The sequence below is a fragment of the Stenotrophomonas sp. S39 genome (assembly GCF_016624665.1).
GTDB lineage: Bacteria > Pseudomonadota > Gammaproteobacteria > Xanthomonadales > Xanthomonadaceae > Stenotrophomonas.
In genome coordinates this window covers 1-17,866 of sequence record NZ_JACVTT010000030.1, presented here as the reverse complement: position 1 = coordinate 17,866, position 17,866 = coordinate 1, and the positions used below count along the sequence as shown (strand labels likewise).

10 protein-coding genes are annotated in these 17,866 nt (G+C 69.3%); 4 read left to right on the top strand and 6 right to left on the bottom strand.

The features are described from left to right. Positions 1-13 precede the first annotated feature (13 nt). Positions 14-4,699 carry an ATP-dependent helicase gene (locus tag IAE41_RS09975; protein ID WP_200733011.1) on the top strand — a complete coding sequence of 1,562 codons (4,686 nt, stop codon included), beginning with the start codon at positions 14-16 and terminating at the stop codon, positions 4,697-4,699. A 178-nt stretch (positions 4,700-4,877) separates the two neighbouring features. Here IAE41_RS09975 and IAE41_RS09970 read toward each other — a convergent pair whose 3' ends face one another. Together IAE41_RS09970 and IAE41_RS09965 are read right to left on the bottom strand one after the other, a co-directional pair. Continuing rightward, positions 4,878-6,989: a phospholipase C, phosphocholine-specific gene (locus IAE41_RS09970; protein ID WP_200733010.1), complete on the bottom strand. Its 2,112-nt coding sequence runs from the start codon at positions 6,987-6,989 to the stop codon at positions 4,878-4,880. 7 nt (positions 6,990-6,996) lie between these two features. Continuing rightward, a complete protein-coding gene (locus IAE41_RS09965; RefSeq protein ID WP_200733009.1) occupies positions 6,997-9,375 on the bottom strand; it encodes a TonB-dependent receptor in 2,379 nt (792 codons plus the stop codon). 535 nt (positions 9,376-9,910) lie between these two features. Here IAE41_RS09965 and IAE41_RS22730 point away from each other — a divergent pair. Continuing rightward, entirely contained in the window at positions 9,911-11,050 is a 1,140-nt protein-coding gene (locus IAE41_RS22730; protein ID WP_325166997.1) for an OmpA family protein, read from the top strand. 4 nt (positions 11,051-11,054) lie between these two features. On the opposite strand, the gene IAE41_RS09955 is transcribed toward IAE41_RS22730, so the two are convergent. Further along, the gene (locus IAE41_RS09955) at positions 11,055-11,978 is read right to left on the bottom strand and encodes a c-type cytochrome (RefSeq protein WP_200733008.1); all 924 of its coding nucleotides are present in this window, start codon (positions 11,976-11,978) and stop codon (positions 11,055-11,057) included. Continuing rightward, complete coding sequence (locus tag IAE41_RS09950; RefSeq protein WP_200733028.1) at positions 11,975-13,321, bottom strand: cytochrome c; 1,347 nt, start codon at positions 13,319-13,321, stop codon at positions 11,975-11,977. The genes IAE41_RS09955 and IAE41_RS09950 overlap by 4 nt, the downstream gene beginning before the upstream one ends. Before the next feature lie 183 nt (positions 13,322-13,504). Here IAE41_RS09950 and IAE41_RS09945 point away from each other — a divergent pair, with 183 nt between their 5' ends. Continuing rightward, entirely contained in the window at positions 13,505-14,650 is a 1,146-nt protein-coding gene (locus IAE41_RS09945) for an alpha/beta fold hydrolase (RefSeq protein WP_200733007.1), read from the top strand. 9 nt (positions 14,651-14,659) lie between these two features. Here the strand turns inward: IAE41_RS09945 and IAE41_RS09940 are convergent, their stop codons facing one another. Continuing rightward, complete coding sequence (locus tag IAE41_RS09940) at positions 14,660-15,799, bottom strand: MFS transporter (protein ID WP_079221471.1); 1,140 nt, start codon at positions 15,797-15,799, stop codon at positions 14,660-14,662. 173 nt (positions 15,800-15,972) lie between these two features. After that, positions 15,973-16,674: a pirin family protein gene (locus IAE41_RS09935; RefSeq protein WP_108764760.1), complete on the bottom strand. Its 702-nt coding sequence runs from the start codon at positions 16,672-16,674 to the stop codon at positions 15,973-15,975. A 140-nt stretch (positions 16,675-16,814) separates the two neighbouring features. On the opposite strand from IAE41_RS09935, the gene IAE41_RS09930 reads away from it, so the two are divergent. Continuing rightward, complete coding sequence (locus IAE41_RS09930) at positions 16,815-17,729, top strand: LysR family transcriptional regulator (protein WP_200733006.1); 915 nt, start codon at positions 16,815-16,817, stop codon at positions 17,727-17,729. Positions 17,730-17,866 lie beyond the last annotated feature (137 nt).

The window sequence follows — 17,866 nt, the reverse complement described above, 5'->3', positions numbered from 1 at the left end:
GAAGCCATCATCGATGGCGACCGGCCCTGCCTTGGATTCCCTGCAGCACTTTCATCCCGCCACCCGTGACTGGTTCCATTCCGCGTTCGCGGCATCGACGCCGGTGCAGGACCAGGCATGGGCGTCGATCGCCGCAGGCCAGCACACGCTGGTGGTTGCGCCCACCGGGTCGGGAAAGACGCTGGCGGCCTTCCTGCATGCGATCGACCAGGTGTTCGCCGAGCGCGATGGCGATGCACGCCGCGACCCGGCGGCCAGGCCCGTGGCACGCACGCGCGTGCTGTACCTGTCGCCGATCAAGGCGCTGGGCAGCGATGTTCAGCGCAACCTGCAGGTGCCGCTGCAGGGCATCAGTGCGCGCCGCAGTGAACGCGGTGACCCGGCCGTTGCCCTGACCGTTGCCATGCGCACCGGCGATACCAGCAGCAGCGAGCGCGCGCGGCTGGTGCGGCGTCCGCCGGACATCCTGATCACCACGCCCGAGTCGCTGTACCTGATGCTGACGTCACAGGCGCGGGAGATCCTGCGCGATGTGCATACGGTCATCCTCGATGAGATCCATGCGGTGGCCGGCGGCAAGCGTGGCTCGCACCTGGTCCTGAGCCTGGAGCGGCTCGACGCGCTGCTGCAGGTGCCTGCACAACGCATCGGCCTGTCGGCCACGGTGCGGCCGGTCGAGGGCGTTGCGGCCTTCCTCGGCGGTGATCGACCGGTGCAGGTGGTGCAGCCGCCCTCGCAGCGGCAGCTGGAGCTGAAGATCGTGGTGCCGGTGGAGGACATGACCGACCTGGTCGTGCACGGTCCGGCGGAAGGGCGCGGGGCCGGCGCGCGCACCGGTTCGATCTGGCCGCATGTGGAAGCCAGCATCCTCGACAACGTGATGCGGCATCGCTCCACGATTGTCTTTGCCAATTCGCGCGGCGTGGCCGAACGGCTGACCGCACGACTCAATGAGCTGCATGCCGAGCGCGCGGACGCTGGGCACGCGAGCGACACCGACGATGCGGCCGCAACCGCCTACGGTTCATTCACCGGCAGCACGGTGAACCGTGTCACTGCACCCGAGTCAGTGATCGCGCGCTCGCACCATGGCTCGGTGTCCAAGGAGCAGCGCGCCGCGATCGAACAGGCGCTGAAGTCGGGCGAGCTGCGCTGCGTCGTTGCGACCTCCAGCCTCGAGCTGGGCATCGACATGGGCCTGGTGGATCTGGTCATCCAGGTGGCGGCGCCGCCGTCGGTGTCCAGTGCACTGCAGCGGGTGGGGCGTGCGGGACACCAGGTCGGCGGCATGTCGCGCGGCCTGCTCTACCCGCGGACACGGCGCGACCTGGTCGATGCCGCGGTGGTGGTGGACAGCATGCTGGATGGGCGCATCGAAGCCATCGATCCACCGCGCAACCCGCTGGATGTGCTGGCCCAGCAGACCGTTGCTGCGGTAGCGATGGAGCCACTCGATGTGGAGGCCTGGTTTGCACGGGTCTGCCGCGCCGCGCCTTACCGCACGCTGCCGCGCAGTGCCTTTGACGCGGTGCTGGACATGCTGGCCGGGCGCTATCCGTCCGACGAATTTGCTGGTTTCCGCCCCCGTCTGGTGTGGGACCGGAAAACGGCCACGCTGACCGCGCGCCCGGGTACCCGGCAGTTGGCGGTCACCAGTGGCGGCACCATCCCGGACCGCGGCATGTACGCGGTGGTGCTGCCTGAGGGCGAGGAGCAGGCCGGTTCGCGTCGGGTGGGCGAGCTGGACGAGGAGATGGTGCACGAGTCGCGGGTGAACGATGTGATCACCCTCGGCGCGACGTCCTGGCGCATCGACCAGATCACCCTTGACCAGGTCGTGGTGACGCCCGCACCCGGGCGCTCGGCGCGGCTGCCGTTCTGGCGTGGCGAGGGCATCGGTCGCCCGGCCGAGCTGGGGCAGGCCACCGGCGCGTTCCTTGCCGAACTGGAGGCCGATCCGGGCGGCGCTGGCGAGCCGTCACCGGCGCTGCTCGCGCGCCTGCGCGAGCGTGGCCTGGACGACAGCGCGATCGGCAACATGCTGGCGCTTGTTGCCGAGCAGCAGCAGGCGACCGGCGTGCTGCCGACTGACCTGCGCCTGGTGGTCGAGCGCTGCCGCGACGAACTGGGCGATTGGCGGGTGATGCTGCATTCGCCCTACGGACGCCGCGTGCACGACCCCTGGGCCCTGGCGGTGGCCGCGCGCCTGCGCGAGCAGGCCGGCATCGATCCGGCGGTGGTGGCCAGTGACGACGGCATCATCGTGCGCATGCCTGACCGCAGCGGCGCTGCGCCGGGCGCGGAGGTGTTCCTGTTCGACGCGGCCAGCCTGCGCCACACCATCACGCTGTCAGTCACCGGGTCCGCATTGTTTGCCGCCCGTTTCCGTGAGTGCGCCTCGCGCGCCCTGCTGCTGCCACGGCGCACGCCGGGCAAGCGCTCGCCGCTGTGGCAGCAGCGCCTGCGTGCGGGGCAGTTGCTGGAGATCGCGCGCGGCCACGAGGATTTCCCCATCCTGGTCGAGACCGCGCGCGAATGCCTGCAGGACGTCTACGACCTGGACGCGCTGGATGCGCTGATGCTGCGCGTGCAGGCCGGCCAGGTGCAGGTGGTGGACGTGGAGACCGCCGTGCCGTCGCCCTTCGCGGCAAACCTGTTGTTCGGCTATGTCGCCGAGTTCATGTACGAAGCCGACGTGCCCCTGGCCGAACGGCGTGCCTCGGTGTTGTCGCTCGACAGTGGCCTGCTCGCCGAGCTGCTTGGCCAGGTCGACCTCGGTGAGCTGCTGGACGATGACGTGGTGGCTACCGTGGCGCGTGAGCTGCAGCGGTTGGATCCGCCCCGCCACGCGCGGGGCAGCGAAGGCGTGGCCGACCTGCTGCGTGAGCTTGGCCCGTTGCCGGCCAGCGACATCGCGCAGCGCATCACCGAACCCACGCAGGTGGCGGCCTGGCTGCAGGCGCTGCACACCGCTGGCCGCGCCATCCGCGTGACCGTTGCCGGTGTTGAACAGTGGGCAGCGGTGGAAGACGCTGCGCGGCTGCGGGATGCCCTCGGCATCGATCCGCCGGCAGGCATTGCCGAGGTATTCCTGGCACCGGTGCTTGATCCACTCGGTGACCTGCTCGGCCGCCATGCGCGCCACCATGGGCCCTTCAGCAGCGGCAGCGTGGCTGCCCGCTTCGGAGTGGGTGTGGCGGTGGTGGATGACGCGCTGCAGTTGTTGCAGGAGCAGGGCCGGATCATTCGTGGTCGCTTCGGCCTTGATCGCCGCCAGCTTCCCGGCAACACCACACCGCCTGCCGCGCGCGCGGACCACGAATGGGTGGCGGTCGATGTGCTGCAGCGGCTGCGGCTGCGCTCGTTGCAGGCCGCCCGCGAGGCAACGCGCCCGGTACCGGTGGACGCCTATGTCGGCGTGCTGCTGGAAGGGCAGGGCGTATTGCACGAGGCCGCGCCTGATCGTGGCAGCGAGCGCGTGCTGCAGGTGATCGAACAACTGGCGGGGTTGCCACTGCCAGCCTCGCTGTGGGAACAGCAGGTGCTGCCTGCGCGGGTGCCCGGTTACACGCCTGCGCTGCTGGATGAACTGCTGGCCACCGGTACGGTGCTCTGGGCCGGCCACGGCCGGCTGGGCGACGATGACGGATGGGTGTCGCTGCACCTGCGGGAGCGTGCGGCCGAAACCCTGCCGCTCATGGACGTGGCTGCCAACGCGTCGCCGATGCAGCTGGCGGTCCTGCAGGTGCTGGCCGCAGGCGGTGCGTTCTTCGCGCGCCAACTGGCGATGCAGGTACAGGCTCAATTCGCGGGTGCAGGCAACGCCGGCGAGGATTTCCAGACGGCGCTGTGGCAGCTGGCCTGGCGCGGGCAGATCAGCAGTGACCTGTGGGCCCCGCTGCGTGCGCTCGACGGCGCGCGTCCGCTACGGGCGCGCCCGATGCCCGTGTCCCGCCGCCGCCGCGGCTTTGCCTTCGCGCCGCTGGCGGCGGGCAGTGCAGGACTGGAGCTGGCCAGCAGCGCGGGGCCGACGCTGGCCGGACGCTGGTCGCTGCTGCCACAGGAGCGGGCCAGTGACACCTTGCGCGCGCTGGCGCAGACCGAGGCGCTGCTGGACCGCTATACGGTGGTTACCCGCAGCGCGGCGATGAGCGAAGCCGTGGCCGGCGGTTTCCCGGCACTGCGTCCGGTGCTGCGCAGCATGGAAGACACCGGCCAGCTGCTGCGCGGGCGCTTCGTGGAGGGCATGGGCGGTGCCCAGTTCGCGCAGCGCGAGGATATCGACCGCCTGCGGGCCAGCGCCGAGCGCGCGGGTGGCCCAGGCGGATGGGTTGCGCTGTCCGCGCTGGATCCGGCCAATCCGTTCGGCAGCCTGTTGCCCTGGCCTCAGACGACGGCCGGGGCGAGGCCGGTGCGCCGCGCCGGTGCGCTGGTGGTGATCGGTGGAGGCCGGCTGCAGCTGTATCTGCCGCAGGGTGGCCGCCAGCTGTCCAGTTGGATCGATGACACGGCCGACGACGTTGCGGCGCGCTGGACGGCGGCGGCACAGGCGCTGGTAGTCGGGCTGCGGCGCGGCCGGCGCCTGTCCTTCACGCTGCAGCGGATCAATGAGGAGCCGGTCCACCGCGGGCCTGCCGTGGACGCCCTGCGCGCGGCAGGGTTCAGCAATGAGCCGCGCGGGCTGGGCTGGAACGGCTGATGTCGAGCCAAGCTCGACTGGCTTTGTAGAGCCGAGCCCACGCTCGGCTGCATTCTGTAGCGTCGAGCCATGCTCGACTGAGCCGAGCATAGGCTCGGCTCTACAGGACCGCGCAGCCGAGCATGGCTCGGCTCTACAGGACCGCGCAGCCGAGCATGGCTCGGCTCTACAGAAACCTTCAGCCGTGCTCGAAGCGCAGTGGCTGGCCACCCATCGCCGGGTCGCTGGTGCCGGGGCGGCCGTCTTCGGCGCGGCCGGCCAGGCGCAGTTCGCTGTCACCGGCCACCACGTGCAGGTCATACCACCCGCTGGTGGGCGCAGCGTCCCAGGCCAGCGTGGTCTGCGCACCCGCGGCCAGCATCAGCGTCTGCTCCGGCATGTGCCCGGCGTAGGCACCGGCGCGCACGCGGATCGATTGCGCGGCGCTGCCTGCATTGCGCAGCTGCAACCGCAGCTGGCCCTCGACCGGGTCAACCTGCGCCTGCAGCACCGGTGCACCGGCCACGCCACGGAAGTGGCGATGGAAGCCATTGGGGCCGAGCAGCCACAGGTCATAGCGACCCTGCGCATCCAGCGCCCAGCGGTCCTGCAGCGGCGCGCCGGGCAGCACCGTATAGCGGCGTGGCAGGGCGGCCAGCTGCAGGCGGTCGTAGACGTGCAGCACGCTGGCGGCGCCTTCGCAGGCCAGGTGCAGGGCCACGCCGTCCGCGGCAATCGCCTGCACCTGCGCGTGTGGCCGATACGGCAACGCGCGCGAAGGGCGCGTGCCCGCTTCCTGGCGCGCCGCCTGCAGGCCCTCGGGCAGTGCCGGCACGGTGCGGCCCGGCAGGGCTGCTGCGCGCGCGGCGGTGGCGCTCACGTCGGGCAGCCTGCGCACGAACGGGCGGGTATCGCGCTGGGCGAAGTCGAAGGCGTTGACCAGGTCGCCACACACGGCGCGGCGCCACGGCGAAATGTCCGGCGCGGCCACGCCGAAGCGGCGTTCGATGAGGCGCAGCACCGAGGTGTGGTCGTACACCTGCGAATCGACCCAGCCACCACGACTCCACGGCGAGATCACGTACAGCGGCACGCGCGGGCCCAATCCATACGGGCGGCCCCGCAGTCCGGCCTCGTCGTACTTCCCGTCGCCCGGTGCCGGGTGCTGGTGGTACTCGCCCTCGGTGCTCACCGATGAAGCGCCTGCCCAGCCGCCACCGGGCTGTGCCGATGGAGGTGCCGGTGGCGGCACGTGGTCGAAGAAGCCGTCGTTCTCGTCGAACATCAGCAGCAGGGCGGTGCGGCTCCAGACCTCCGGATCGGCCGTCAGCGCATCCAGCACGCGTGCGGTGTAGGCCGCGCCCTGCGCAGGGCTGGACGGGCCGGGGTGCTCGCTGCCAGCGGCATCGGCAATGATGAAGCTGACCTGCGGCAGGCGCCCCTCGATGGCGTCCTGGCGCAGCTGGGCCAGGCCCCGCGTGCTGACCCCGCGCTGGCGCAGCGCGGCATCGTGCCCCGGTGCGGCACGGTAGGCCTGGCGGAAGGTCTCGAAGCCGGCCAGCGGGTTGTCGGTGAAGTTGTCGGCCATGTCCTGGTAGATCTGCCAGGACACGCCGGCCTGCTGCAGACGCTCGACATAGCTGGCCCAGCGGTACGAATCCGGATGTCCGCCGTGCTCGGGGAAATTGTCATGCGAGTTGGCGATCACCGGCCCGCCGGCGCGGGCGAAGGCATCGTTGTGGCCGGTCCACAGGAATACCCGGTTCGGGTTGGTGCCGGCCTGCATGGCGCAGTGGTACGCGTCGCAGATCGTGAATGCTTCGGCCAGGGCGAACTGGAAGGGCAGGTCGGCACGCTGGAAATAGCCCATTGCGTGGTTCTGCTTGGCCATCGGCCAGTGCCCCATGCGGCCATGGTCCCACGCGCGCTGCGCGTCGGGCCAGGTGTGCGGGGTGCCTTCCACGCGCATGTAGCCGAAGTGCGCGGCCGTATCCAGCGGGAACGGCGCGATCGCGCGCTGGCCGCTGGCATCGGGCTGCAGCCACAGGCTCCGCGCGCTGTCCCCGCCGGCCAGGGGCGCGGCAGGGGCAACAAAGCGGTCGCCAAAACCACGTACGCCCGGCAGGGTGCCGAAGTAGTGGTCGAACGAGCGGTTTTCCTGCATGAACACCACGATGTGCTGCAGGTCCTGCAGGCTGCGCGTCTGCGCGGCCGGGGCGATGGCCGCCGCCCGGGCGATGCTGGGCAGCAGCGGTGCCAGGCCGGCGGCGACGCCGGCCTGCAACAACCGGCGTCGGCCGATATCAGTCACGAATGCCTCACAGATCCACGCGGAAGGAGATGCCGACGGTGCGCGGCGCGCCGATGAAGGCCGCGTTGGCACCGTCCACCCCTGCAAGATAGCGCTTGTCGGTCAGGTTGCTCACCACCAGGTTGGCGCCCATGCCCTTCAGGCGCGGCGACAGGCCCTGCAGGTCGAAGCCGATGTTGGCGTTGAAGATGGTGGCCGAGGGCAGCTTGTTGACGTTGGCCGCGTCCAGGTAGCGGGTGCCGAGGTAGCGGCCGGACAGGCCGAAGTTCCAGTTCTCGCCCTGCCAGTCGGCCGACAGCACCAGGATCTGCTCGGGCTGGCCGATCACCTTGGCGCCATCGACGATGCCCAGCTGGGTGTCACGCGCGGCATCGCCGCTGCCCAGGTACTTGGAGCGGTTGTAGGTGTAAGCCGCGTTGACCCGCCATCCGTTGTCCCAGCCGTAGCCGAAGGCGGCTTCCAGGCCGTTGCTTTCCACGCCGCCGAAGTTCTCGTAGACGCCGTCGGTCTCGCCCAGGTAGTCGATGCCACTGACGAAACCGGCCGGCAGGTAGACGATGCGGTTGTCGAACTTGATGTTGTACAGGGTGACCGAGGCGGTCAGCGGCCAGCGGCTGATGCGCATGCCTACTTCAATGTTGTCGGCCGTTTCCGGTTCGACGTTGCGGAAGCGCTGCGGATCGGTCTCGCCAAGCACGCCGGAAGGAATCGCGGCGAAGTTCTGCGAGAAGCCGGCGAACAGCTCCATGCCTTCCACGCCCGGCGCCCAGGTGAAGCCGGTGGACAGCAGCGGATCGGACCTGGAATCAGACGTGACGTGTTCGCTGGCGCCGATCACGCGGTTGCGCGACTGGTCGACGAAGAACTGCTTGACGCCCACGCGCGCGCTGAAGGGGCCGAAGCGGGCCACGTCCTCGACGTAGTACATCTGCTCGTCCACCTTGTACTTGTCCTCGAACTGCACCCAGTACGGCTGGTGGTCGAAGCCGATGTCCTGGCCGACGTTGAGCAGGCGGTGCCAGTCGCGGCGCGCGGAGCGGTCCAGCTTCTCCACCCACAGGCCGCCGCGGATCGTGTTGTCGACGCCACCGAAGGTCTGCCGCCATTCGACATCGGCGGTCACGCCCATGCGGTCGTTGTCGTAGTGGGTGTGGCGATAGGACTGCGCACCCAGCACGTTGCCGGCGTAGCAGTTGGGGTCGTACTCGGCGCTGAAGCCCACGCGCGGGGTGCAGCCGGCAATCGGCTGGGCGCTGCTGCCATCGGGGTTCACGAAGTAGATCTGGCCCAGGTTGCTGCCGCCGTACACGGTGCTGCCGCCCAGGTATTCGGACTGCGGGCGACCGGCGCCATCATTGGTGACATCGGCCAGGTAAGGCGGCAGCCAGTCGCCGCGGCCCTGCATGCGGTGGCCATAGGCGGCCATCGAGGCCTTGAAGCCGTTGCCGCCGTCGAAGGCCGCGCGCAGGTAGCCGAAGGTGTTTTCGCGCAGCGCACGCGAACCCGAACGGTAGTTCTGGTCCAGGTAGGGGATGCCGGTGAGGGTGCCGACCAGGTTGTCGCGGTCGGGGTTGGTGGCGAAACCCTGCGGCGAGACGCTGGTGTATTCCGGCTCGTCGGCATCGTTGTAGGACAGGTAGCCGGTCAGCGTCCAGCGGTCCAGTTCGGTGATGAACTTGCCGGCGATATGGTCGTTGCTGGTCTTGCCGCTGCCGTCGATCCAGTCGCTCACCCGGGCCGAGGACGCACTGACCCAGGCGCGGGTGTGGCCGCCCAGCAGCCCGGTGTCGTAGCGCACGTAGTACTTGCGCGCATCGTTGTCACCGGCGCCGACGACGAAACGCAGGCGGCTGTCCTGCAGCGGATCGCCGGTGAGGAAGTTGAGGGTGCCGCCGAGCGCCTCGTTCGAACGCGAGGAGATATCGGCCGTGCCCTGGCTCACTTCCACCGTCTCCAGGTCGAGCGTGTCGATGTAGCGGTTGGCCATCGAGCCGCCACCGTAGCCCGAGCCACCGTTGGGCAGGCCATCGATGGTCGTGCCGATCTGCTGCGTGTCGCGGTTGGTGACGAAGCCACGCATGCTGATCTGCGTGCCCCACACCGATGAACCGGTGGCGTCGGCTTCGCTGACCACCACGCCCGGCACTTCATTGAGCGCGCCGTTGACGCTGCTGAGCACGGTCTGCCGGTTCAGCGTTTCGGCGCGCACCGAGGTCTTGGCGTAGCTGGTGGCCTGGCCGATCACCTGCACCTGGTCCAGGGTCCGTGCATCGGTGCTGTGCGTTTCGGCGGCTTCGCCCTGCGGTGCTTCGGCCAGGGCGTCCAGCGCGGGGGCGATCAGCAGGGCAAGCAGCGAGACTCGGGGAAAACGCGCAATCGTTCGCATCGAAACCGGACCTTGAGTGGGGGAAAGCCCGGGAGTTTCAGCAGCGCCAATGACATCACGGTGACGCGCGAACGCAGGAACGATGGCAATGTGTGGCCCGTCACGGCCATGGGCTATGCTCGGGCCCTTCTCAATGGACGTGAGGTGTGGCGATGCAGGCATGGACGAAGATCTGGCTTGGGGCCGCGGTGCTGCTGGTACTGGCAGGCTGCGAACGGACACCCGTACCGGCGCCGGATGCGGCAACGGCGCCTGCAGACACACCCGCGGCCCCTCCTGCCGCCGCCAGCGCTGCACCGGCTGCGGACGCCGTGCCGGGCCTCACTGACCGCGATGGCAAGCCCGTGCCGGTGCTGGCCTTCGACACCACCGCGTTGTCGAGCAGCAGCGTGGCCCTGGGGGAACTGCCGTTCTTCAGCCTGCCGCAGGGCTATGCGCCGCAGAACGCCGCCAGCACGCGCGCCTGGGCGCGCTTCCCGTTCCGCATCGGCGATGGCGTGCACTGGGAGGAAGGCCCAGCTGGTCGGCGCGCATCGTGGCAGACACCAGTGCTGCCGCAGACAAGACCTTCTCTGCGCTGGAAGTGCAGCGCAACTTCGACGGCGTGCTGGCGGCGGCCGGTGGGCACAAGGTGTTCGAAGGCAAGCTGCTGCGTGACATCTACTACGGCCCGCAGCTGGAAGACGAAATCGGCGGTGGCTTCATCGATGCGGTGAACATGGACCAGGACGCGGCGACCACGGTGTACGTGGTGCGCCAGGCCGATCGCACGGTCTGGGTGCAGCTGGCCGTGGACAGCAATGGGGCCGGGCTGGTGGTGCTGGATGCGGTGCCGTTCAAGGCTACCGCGCAGTGGTCCGGCAGCTTCCCGCACCTGGCCCTGCCGGCCGGCTACAGCGACCGCAATGCGCCGCAGAAGCGCGACTTCGATGCCTTCCCGTTCTGGAACGGCGAGCGCTTCGAACAGGTGGAAGGACGCACCTGGGCGCAGGATTTCGACAAGGGCGAGCACGCGTATTCGATGCACGAGGTGCGGCGCAACCTTGAGGCGATGATGGCGCAGGCCGGTGGCCGCAAGGTGTTCGAAGGCCGCATCCCGCGCGAGGCGGCCGACGGTGTGCCGCAGGCGGTCAAGGCCGCCTACAGCCATGCCGCCGGCTTCAGCTGGCAGGACTACGACACCGTGGTCTACCAGGTTGACCTGGCCGAGGGTCGCCAGCTCTGGGTTCATGCGCGGCTGGAATATCTCAGCGCCGGCTGGGTGATGGTCGAACGCAAGGGCTTCACCCAGACCGCTGCGCTGCTGCCGGCCGACGCCCTGAAGAAGCAGCTGGACAGCGCTGGCCGGGTCGCCATCCAGGTCAACTTCGCCACCGACAAGGCGGACATCCTGCCCACGTCCGAACCGCAGCTGGCGCAGGTGCTGGAGCTGCTGCGTGCCGATCCCTCGCTGAAACTGTCCATTGAAGGCCACACCGACAACAGCGGTGCGGCGGCCCACAACCGCAGCCTGTCCGAAGCCCGGGCGGCATCGGTGGTGGCGGCGCTGGCCGGCAAGGGCATTGCGGCCGAGCGCCTGCAGGCAGCCGGTTTCGGTGCGGACAAACCGGTGGCCGACAATGGCAGCGAAGAGGGCAGGGCACGCAATCGACGCGTCGAGCTGGTCAAGCGCTGACGGGTCAGTAGCGCGCATCCTTGGGCTTGGGGTCGCGCGGCCAGTCCTTGCCCTTGCCGGCGAAATCCGGCCGCGGCTGGTGGATGAAGTAGTCGGCGATGTCCACCGCGTCCTGGTCGGGCATCACCTGCTGGCCCAGCGGTGGTTCGCGGCCCGCCGCCGGTGGCATGTTGTGCTTGACGAAGCTGGCCGCCTTGTACAGCCGTGCCATGCCCGCACCGATGTTGAAGCTGCGCTCGCCCCACAGCGGCGGGAAGGCGATATCGCCGCTGCCATCGCGGCGCCCCTCGCCGTTGTCGCCGTGGCAGGCGGCGCACTGCGCTGCATACAGGGCCTGGCCGCGCACGCGGTCGGGCACCAGCGAGGAATCGATCGGCCCTTCGCTTGGCGCCGCCACGCGCGCGCCGTCGGGTACGGGGCGGCTCAGCCAGGCCATGTATTCCAGCATCGCGCGCATCGGTGGTGCGTCGCCGGCCAGCGGCTTGCCGTTCATCGAACGCTGCAGGCAGCCGTTGATGCGTTCGACCAGGCCGATCTCCTTGCCGGGGCGGGTCATGTAGCGCGGGTAGCTGCCGCCGCCGGTGTTGAGGTAGTGGTTGCCGAAAGGCCGCTTGCCCTCGGCCATGTGGCAGGAGTTGCAGTTCAGGTCATTGCCCACGTTGTCCGGCAGCAGGCGTGCGGTCTCGTTGAGCAGGCGCCGGCCGTACATCACCGCATCGCCATTGCCGAGGCTGGCGATCTCTTCGGCGCTGGGCATGTGGTACGCGCCGACCCGCGCGCCCTGTGCGTCGAGGATGTCCAGCGTGGCGGGGGTGGCATCCAGCGACGGATGGCGGTACGCGTACAGCAGTGCGGCGGCTGCGGCCACCACCAGTACGCCGATGGCAATGACGATGGCCGCGCTTCTGCGCTTGCGTGCGCGCCTCATGGTGCCACCTCCTGCGGAACCACATGCACGGGTTTGTCGCGCACCACCCTGCGCATGCGCGCGATGTCGGCTTCGCTCACCGCGCTGGCCTGGTTGCCCCAGCTGCTGCGGATGAAGGTCAGGATCTGCGCGAGCTGGGCGTTGGGCAGATGCTCGAAGCCGGGCATCGAGAAGGCCATCCGGTCGTGCGGCGTGTGCGGGGTGCGGCCACCGGCCAGGGTGACCTGCACCAGCGAACTCGGATCATCGGCGAAGACGATGGAGTTGCCGGCCAGGGCAGGGTAGATGCGCGGCATGCCACGGCCATCGGCGCGGTGGCAGGCCTGGCAGTGCTCGGCATAGGCCAGCGAACCCTCCACGCGGTAGTCGCCGTCGCGCAGCGCGGTGGTGGTCGTGTCGGGGCCGGCAGTCCACTGCGTGCTGCGGCCGGCGCGCGGCGGCAACTGCTTCAGGTAACGGGCCATGGCCAGCAGATCGGCGTCGGTCAGGTACTGGGTGCTGTGTTCCACCACGTCGGCCATGCCGCCGAACGCGGCGGAGCGATCGGTGCGGCCGGTACGCAGGAACTCGACGATCTCGTCCTGGCTCCAGCTGGCCAGGCCGGTGGCTTCGTTGCGCAGGTTCTTCGCATACCAGCCTTCCAGTACCGAACCGGAGAGGAAGCGGCGGCTCTCGTCATCAGCCATGGCGGTTTCCTGGAAGGCCAGCCCGCGAGGGGTATGGCAGGCGCCACAGTGGGCCAGGCCCTCCACCAGTTCGGCGCCGCGCTGCTGGCCGGCATCCAGCGCAGGATCGGCAACGAAGCTGCGGGGGCGGGCAAACAGCAGTTGCCACCATGCCAGCGGCCAGCGCATGTTGGCCGGCCAGGGGATCGTGCTGTCGGCGTTGTGCTGGCGCACCGGCTGCACCGCGCCCATGAAGTAGGCGTACAGCGCCTGGACCTCGTCATCGCTGGCGATCACGTAGGAGGCGTAGGGCATGGCCGGGTACAGCGGCTGGCCATCGTGGCGGATGCCGCGGCGGACCGCGCGCTCGAAATCGGCGTAGTCGTAGCGGCCGATGCCGGTATCCGGGTCCGGGGTGATGTTGGTGGAATAGATCGTGCCCATCGGCGTCTGCATGCCCAGCCCGCCGGCAAAGGCTTTGCCGCCGGGGGCCGTGTGGCAGGCGGCGCAGTCGGCCGCGCGCGACAGGTATTGGCCGCGGGCGATCAGCGCGGGATCGTGGATGTCGACCACGGCGTGCTGGCGCGGCGCGAACCAGTACGGCGTGCTGCGGGCAATGCCCAAGGCCGCACCGGTCGCGGCGGCCAGGACAAGGAGGAGCTTGAACGAGGTACGCATGGGCGCACTGTCGGCAAACGCGCGGGCGCGTTCATTGATCCGGATCAATGCTTTGTCCATATGCGACATCGCACGAAGCTGAATCGATCCCGGCGTGTCATCAATACGTCATCGAGCTGCGATAGATGCGCCCGGCCGCGCCCGCTAACCTGCCACGCTGTCGCACCTTTTCCCTGATTGCCCATGAAGCGCCCGCTGCTGCTGTTGCTGGCGTGCGCCGGCCTGTGGCTGGCTGCATGCTCATCCTCGATCACCGCCTCGTCCACCTCGCTCAGCGACCAGCTGGTCGCGCCCGGTGGCGTGTCCACCCTGCTGGACCAGCCGCGCATCGCCGCGGCCATCGCCGAGCTGCCCAACCGCCATGGCTTCCTGCCCGGGCGCGACAACGTGCCGATCTTCTGGCGCGTCTTCGACCCCGGCGATTACGGCGCCCGCTACCACTACCTGCCGCAGCGCCATGAGAACGGCCAGCCGTTGGATACCGGGCTGAGCCTGTCGGTGCCGCAGCCGTTCCGTGCGCAGGCGCCGCGCGGCACCGTGGTGCTGCTGCACGGCTGGATGATGAACGGTGATTCGATGCTGCCGTGGTCGCTGCAGCTGGCCGAGTCGGGCTACCGCGTGGTCACCCTGGACCTGCGCAACCACGGGCAGTCCGGGCGCGGCCCGTCCGGCTACGGCACCTACGAATCGGATGATGTGGTCGATGTCATCGGCGAGCTGCGTGCGCGTGGCGAGGTCGCCGGGCCGTTGTACCTGTTCGGCGTGTCCTACGGCGCCGCGACGGCGGTGTTCACCGCCGACAAGCTGGGCGACCAGGTGGCCGGCGTGGTGGCGATGGAATCGTTCGCCAATGCCGGCGTGGCGATCCGCACGATGATCCCGCACCTGATGGCCCTGCAGCCGGAGGGGTTGAAGGCGCAGGCAGTGGCGTCCTATGCGCGCTGGCGTTATGGCGGCCAGGACATCAACCAGGTGATCGCCGCGGCCAGCCGCCGCATCGACGTCGACCTGGACCAGGTGGACGTCGCCCGCGCGCTGGCCGATACCCGCGCCTGCGTGCTGCTGCTGCACGGGCAGGGCGACCAGCACATCCCGGTCAGCCAGGGCCGCGAGCTCGCCCTGGCCAATCCGCGCGCGCACTACATCGAGATGCGCGGCGAAGACCACATCACCCTGCCGCTGCGGCTGGACCTGCTGGCCGGCGTGGTCGATGACTGGATGGCCCAGGACGAGCACCACCCCCGCGCAACCTGCCCGGCGCCGCAACTGCCAGCGCAGGCCGAGTGGCTGGTGCGCGATACCGCTGCCGCTGCGCCCAGCCGCAGCTGACGTCTTTCCTTACGGCAGGCGGCGTGCCAGCGCCCGGGCGGAGGCGGCCACGCCCAGCAGCAGCGCTGCCACGCACAGGAACGCGAAGCCCAGGGTGGTGAGGTGGGCCAGCCCGCCGATCGCTGCCGGGCCGGCGAGGATGCCCGCATAGCCCAGCGTGGTCACGGCCGTGATCGCAATGCTTTCCGGCATCGCACGCTGCTGGCCGGCCATCGAGAACAGCGCCGGTACGATGTTGGCGCAGCCCAGGCCGACCATCACGTAGCCCGCCAGCGCCACCGCGAAGGAAGGTACCAGCGTGGCCAGGGCGAAGCCCGTGGCTGCGGTGATGCCCCCCAGCACGATCGTGCGCGTACGGCCCAGGCGCTCGACGATGCCGTCGCCGAACAGGCGCATCGCGGTCATCGCCAGGGTGAACACCGCGAAGCCCGCGCCGGCCTGGTCGCGCGGCACCTGCCGCACTTCGGCCAGGAACACCGCGCTCCAGTCCAGCATCGAGCCTTCGGCCAGGAACACGATGAAGGCCAGCACGCTGATGAACAGCACCACGCCATGCGGGACGGCCAGCATCGGGCCGTCATGGGCGATGCGCTGCGGGCGCCAGTGCGGTGCCGACAGCAATGCCACCACGAGCATGGCTGCCACCGACAGCAGGGCCGCCGTCCACAGCGGCGTGCCCAGCAACAGCAGGCCGGTCATGCAGCCGGCACCGACGAAGCCGCCGATGCTGTAGAACGCGTGGAAGCCGGACATCATCGCGCGGCCGGCATCGCGTTCGACCGCGACGGCCTGCATGTTCATCGTGCAGTCCATCGCGCCGACACCGGCACCGAACAGGAACAGGGCCGCACCCAGTGCCAGCGGCGATGGTGCCAGCGCCAGCAGTGGCAGGGCCAGCAGGATCAACGCCGTGGTGATGACCATCAGGCGACGGCACCCCAGGCGTCCACTCAACGCACCGGCCAAGGGCATCGCCAGCAGCGAACCCAGGCCCAGGCAGAGCAGCACTGCGCCCAGGCTGGCATCGGACAGGCCGGCCTTGGCCTTGGCATAGGGCACCATCGGTGCCCAGGCGGCGGTGGCAAAGCCGGGAATGAAGAAGGCGGCGCGGGTGGCGTGCTGCTGGGCACGCGGGGAAGAAGGCGTCATGCGCAGGAAAGGCTCCGGAGGATCCCGGTCATGAAAACGTTTCCAGATCGGTCGGGCAAGTGCCATTTGTGTCATTCCAATGCGAATACGAATGCAACGTCGCCCGTCGCACACGCAAAGGCCCGCGATACCGATGGGTATCGCGGGCCTCGCTGCACGGTACTGCCGGGTGCTTACAGCGGCAGGTCGAACACCAGCACTTCAGCGTCGTTGCCGTTCTCCAGGGTCAGCTGGGCCTCGTCGCTGATCTGCAGTGCATCACCGGCATCGAGGGTGATGCCATTGACCTGCAGCTGGCCACGGGCGACCTGCACATAGGCACCACGGCCGTTGCCCAGTGCGTGGTGCAGCTTCTGGCTGCCATCGAGGATGGTGGCGTAGATGCGGGCGTCCTGCTGGATGCGCAGCGAACCGTCGGCGCCATCGGGCGAGGCGATCAGGCGCAGCTGGCCGCGCTTGGTCTCCGGCGCGAAGTGGGTCTCGCGGTACGACGGCTCGATGTTCTCGCTGTCCGGGAAGACCCAGATCTGCAGGAAGTGCACCGGATCAGTGGCCGAGTGGTTGAACTCGCTGTGGCTGACACCGCTGCCGGCACTCATCACCTGCACGTCGCCGTAGCGCAGCACCGAGCCAGTGCCCATCGAGTCCTTGTGCTCCAGCGCACCGCCCAGCACGTAGGAAATGATTTCCATGTTGCTGTGGCTGTGGGTGCCAAAACCCTGGCCGCCAATCACCTTGTCTTCGTTGATGACGCGCAGCGGGCCGAAGCTGACGTAGCGCGGGTCGTAGTAGCCGGCGAAGGAGAAGGTGTGGCGGGAAGACAGCCAGCCATGCTCGGCCAGGCCACGGGTAGCGCTCTTGCGGATCTGCAGCATGATGATTTCTCCTTGTTCGATGGTTTCGATGGGGCGGGGTGGGCCGGTGGCCGCTGTGTTTCCCCGTTGGAGAGAAGTATCCGCTTGCACCCCGGGTTTGAAAAACGGATAGTTTTGACAGCCATCATCGAAAATTTCGAATGCTCAAGCTCAGCCTCGACGCGCTGCAGATCCTGGACGCCATCGACCGCCGCGGCTCGTTTGCCGGCGCTGGCAAGGCCCTGCACAAGGTGCCCTCGACCATCTCCTACACCGTGGCCAAGCTGGAGGAGGACCTGGGCGTGCAGCTGTTCGACCGGGTCGGCCCCCGTGCGGAGCCGACCGAGGCCGGTCGCGCCCTGCTGGAGGAGGGCCGCCACCTGCTGCGTGCCGCCCGCGAACTGGAGCTGCGGGTGCGCCGGGTGGCCTCTGGCTGGGAGGCCGAGCTGACCCTGGCGGTGGATTCGATGTTCCCGACCTGGCTGCTGGGCCCGGACATCGCTGCGTTTCGTGGGATTGAAGCGCCGACGCGCCTGCGGCTGTTCGGTGAAGCGCTGTCAGGTACCTGGGAAGCGCTGCTGGATCGCCGTGCCGACCTGCTGGTGGGTGCCGCGGGCGAAGGCCCCAGTGGTGGTGGCTATGTCGTGGAACCGCTGGGCAGCGTCGATTTCGTGTTTGCGGTGGCGCCGGATCATGCGTTGGCGCAGGTGCCGGGCGTGCTGGGCCGCGAGCAGCTGGCCGAGCATTGCGCGATCGCGGTGTCCGATTCCGCGCGGCGGTTGCTGCCGCGGACGGTGGGCTTGTTGATGGGGCAGGAAATGCTGACGGTGCCGGACATGGCCAGCAAGTTGAAGCTGCAGTGCCAGGGCGTGGGCTTCGGTTTCCTGCCCGGGCCGTGTGCGCGCGCGGCGGTGGCGCGCGGGCAGCTGGTGATCCGCGAGGTGGAGGAGCCCAAGCCGGAGGAGACATTCTGGCTGGCGTGGCGCACGGGTGAGGATGGTGCGGCATTGCGCTGGTGGCGCGAGCGGTTGCGCAGGCCGGAGCTGCTGGCGCAGTGGTGGCAGGCGATGGGGTAGATCCACGCCATGCGTGGATGGGGGCCTTGTTTGCAGGGCTGCGCCCTGCGCCTGCTCAATGCAACGTCAACGTCAAAGGCTGGCATTCCGTGGGTTGGCGGGGGGGGGGGGGGGGGGGGGGGGGGGGGGGGGGGGGG

Excerpts from the sequence above, each read along its gene's own strand:
- IAE41_RS09975 (WP_200733011.1), top strand. The coding sequence starts at position 14 with ATGGCGACCGGCCCTGCCTTGGATTCCCTGCAGCACTTTCATCCCGCC.
- IAE41_RS09955 (WP_200733008.1), bottom strand. The coding sequence starts at position 11,978 with ATGAGGCGCGCACGCAAGCGCAGAAGCGCGGCCATCGTCATTGCCATC.
- IAE41_RS09940 (WP_079221471.1), bottom strand. The coding sequence starts at position 15,799 with ATGACGCCTTCTTCCCCGCGTGCCCAGCAGCACGCCACCCGCGCCGCC.
- IAE41_RS09950 (WP_200733028.1), bottom strand. The coding sequence starts at position 13,321 with ATGCGTACCTCGTTCAAGCTCCTCCTTGTCCTGGCCGCCGCGACCGGT.
- IAE41_RS09945 (WP_200733007.1), top strand. The coding sequence starts at position 13,505 with ATGAAGCGCCCGCTGCTGCTGTTGCTGGCGTGCGCCGGCCTGTGGCTG.
- IAE41_RS09930 (WP_200733006.1), top strand. The coding sequence starts at position 16,815 with ATGCTCAAGCTCAGCCTCGACGCGCTGCAGATCCTGGACGCCATCGAC.
- IAE41_RS09965 (WP_200733009.1), bottom strand. The coding sequence starts at position 9,375 with ATGCGAACGATTGCGCGTTTTCCCCGAGTCTCGCTGCTTGCCCTGCTG.
- IAE41_RS09935 (WP_108764760.1), bottom strand. The coding sequence starts at position 16,674 with ATGCTGCAGATCCGCAAGAGCGCTACCCGTGGCCTGGCCGAGCATGGC.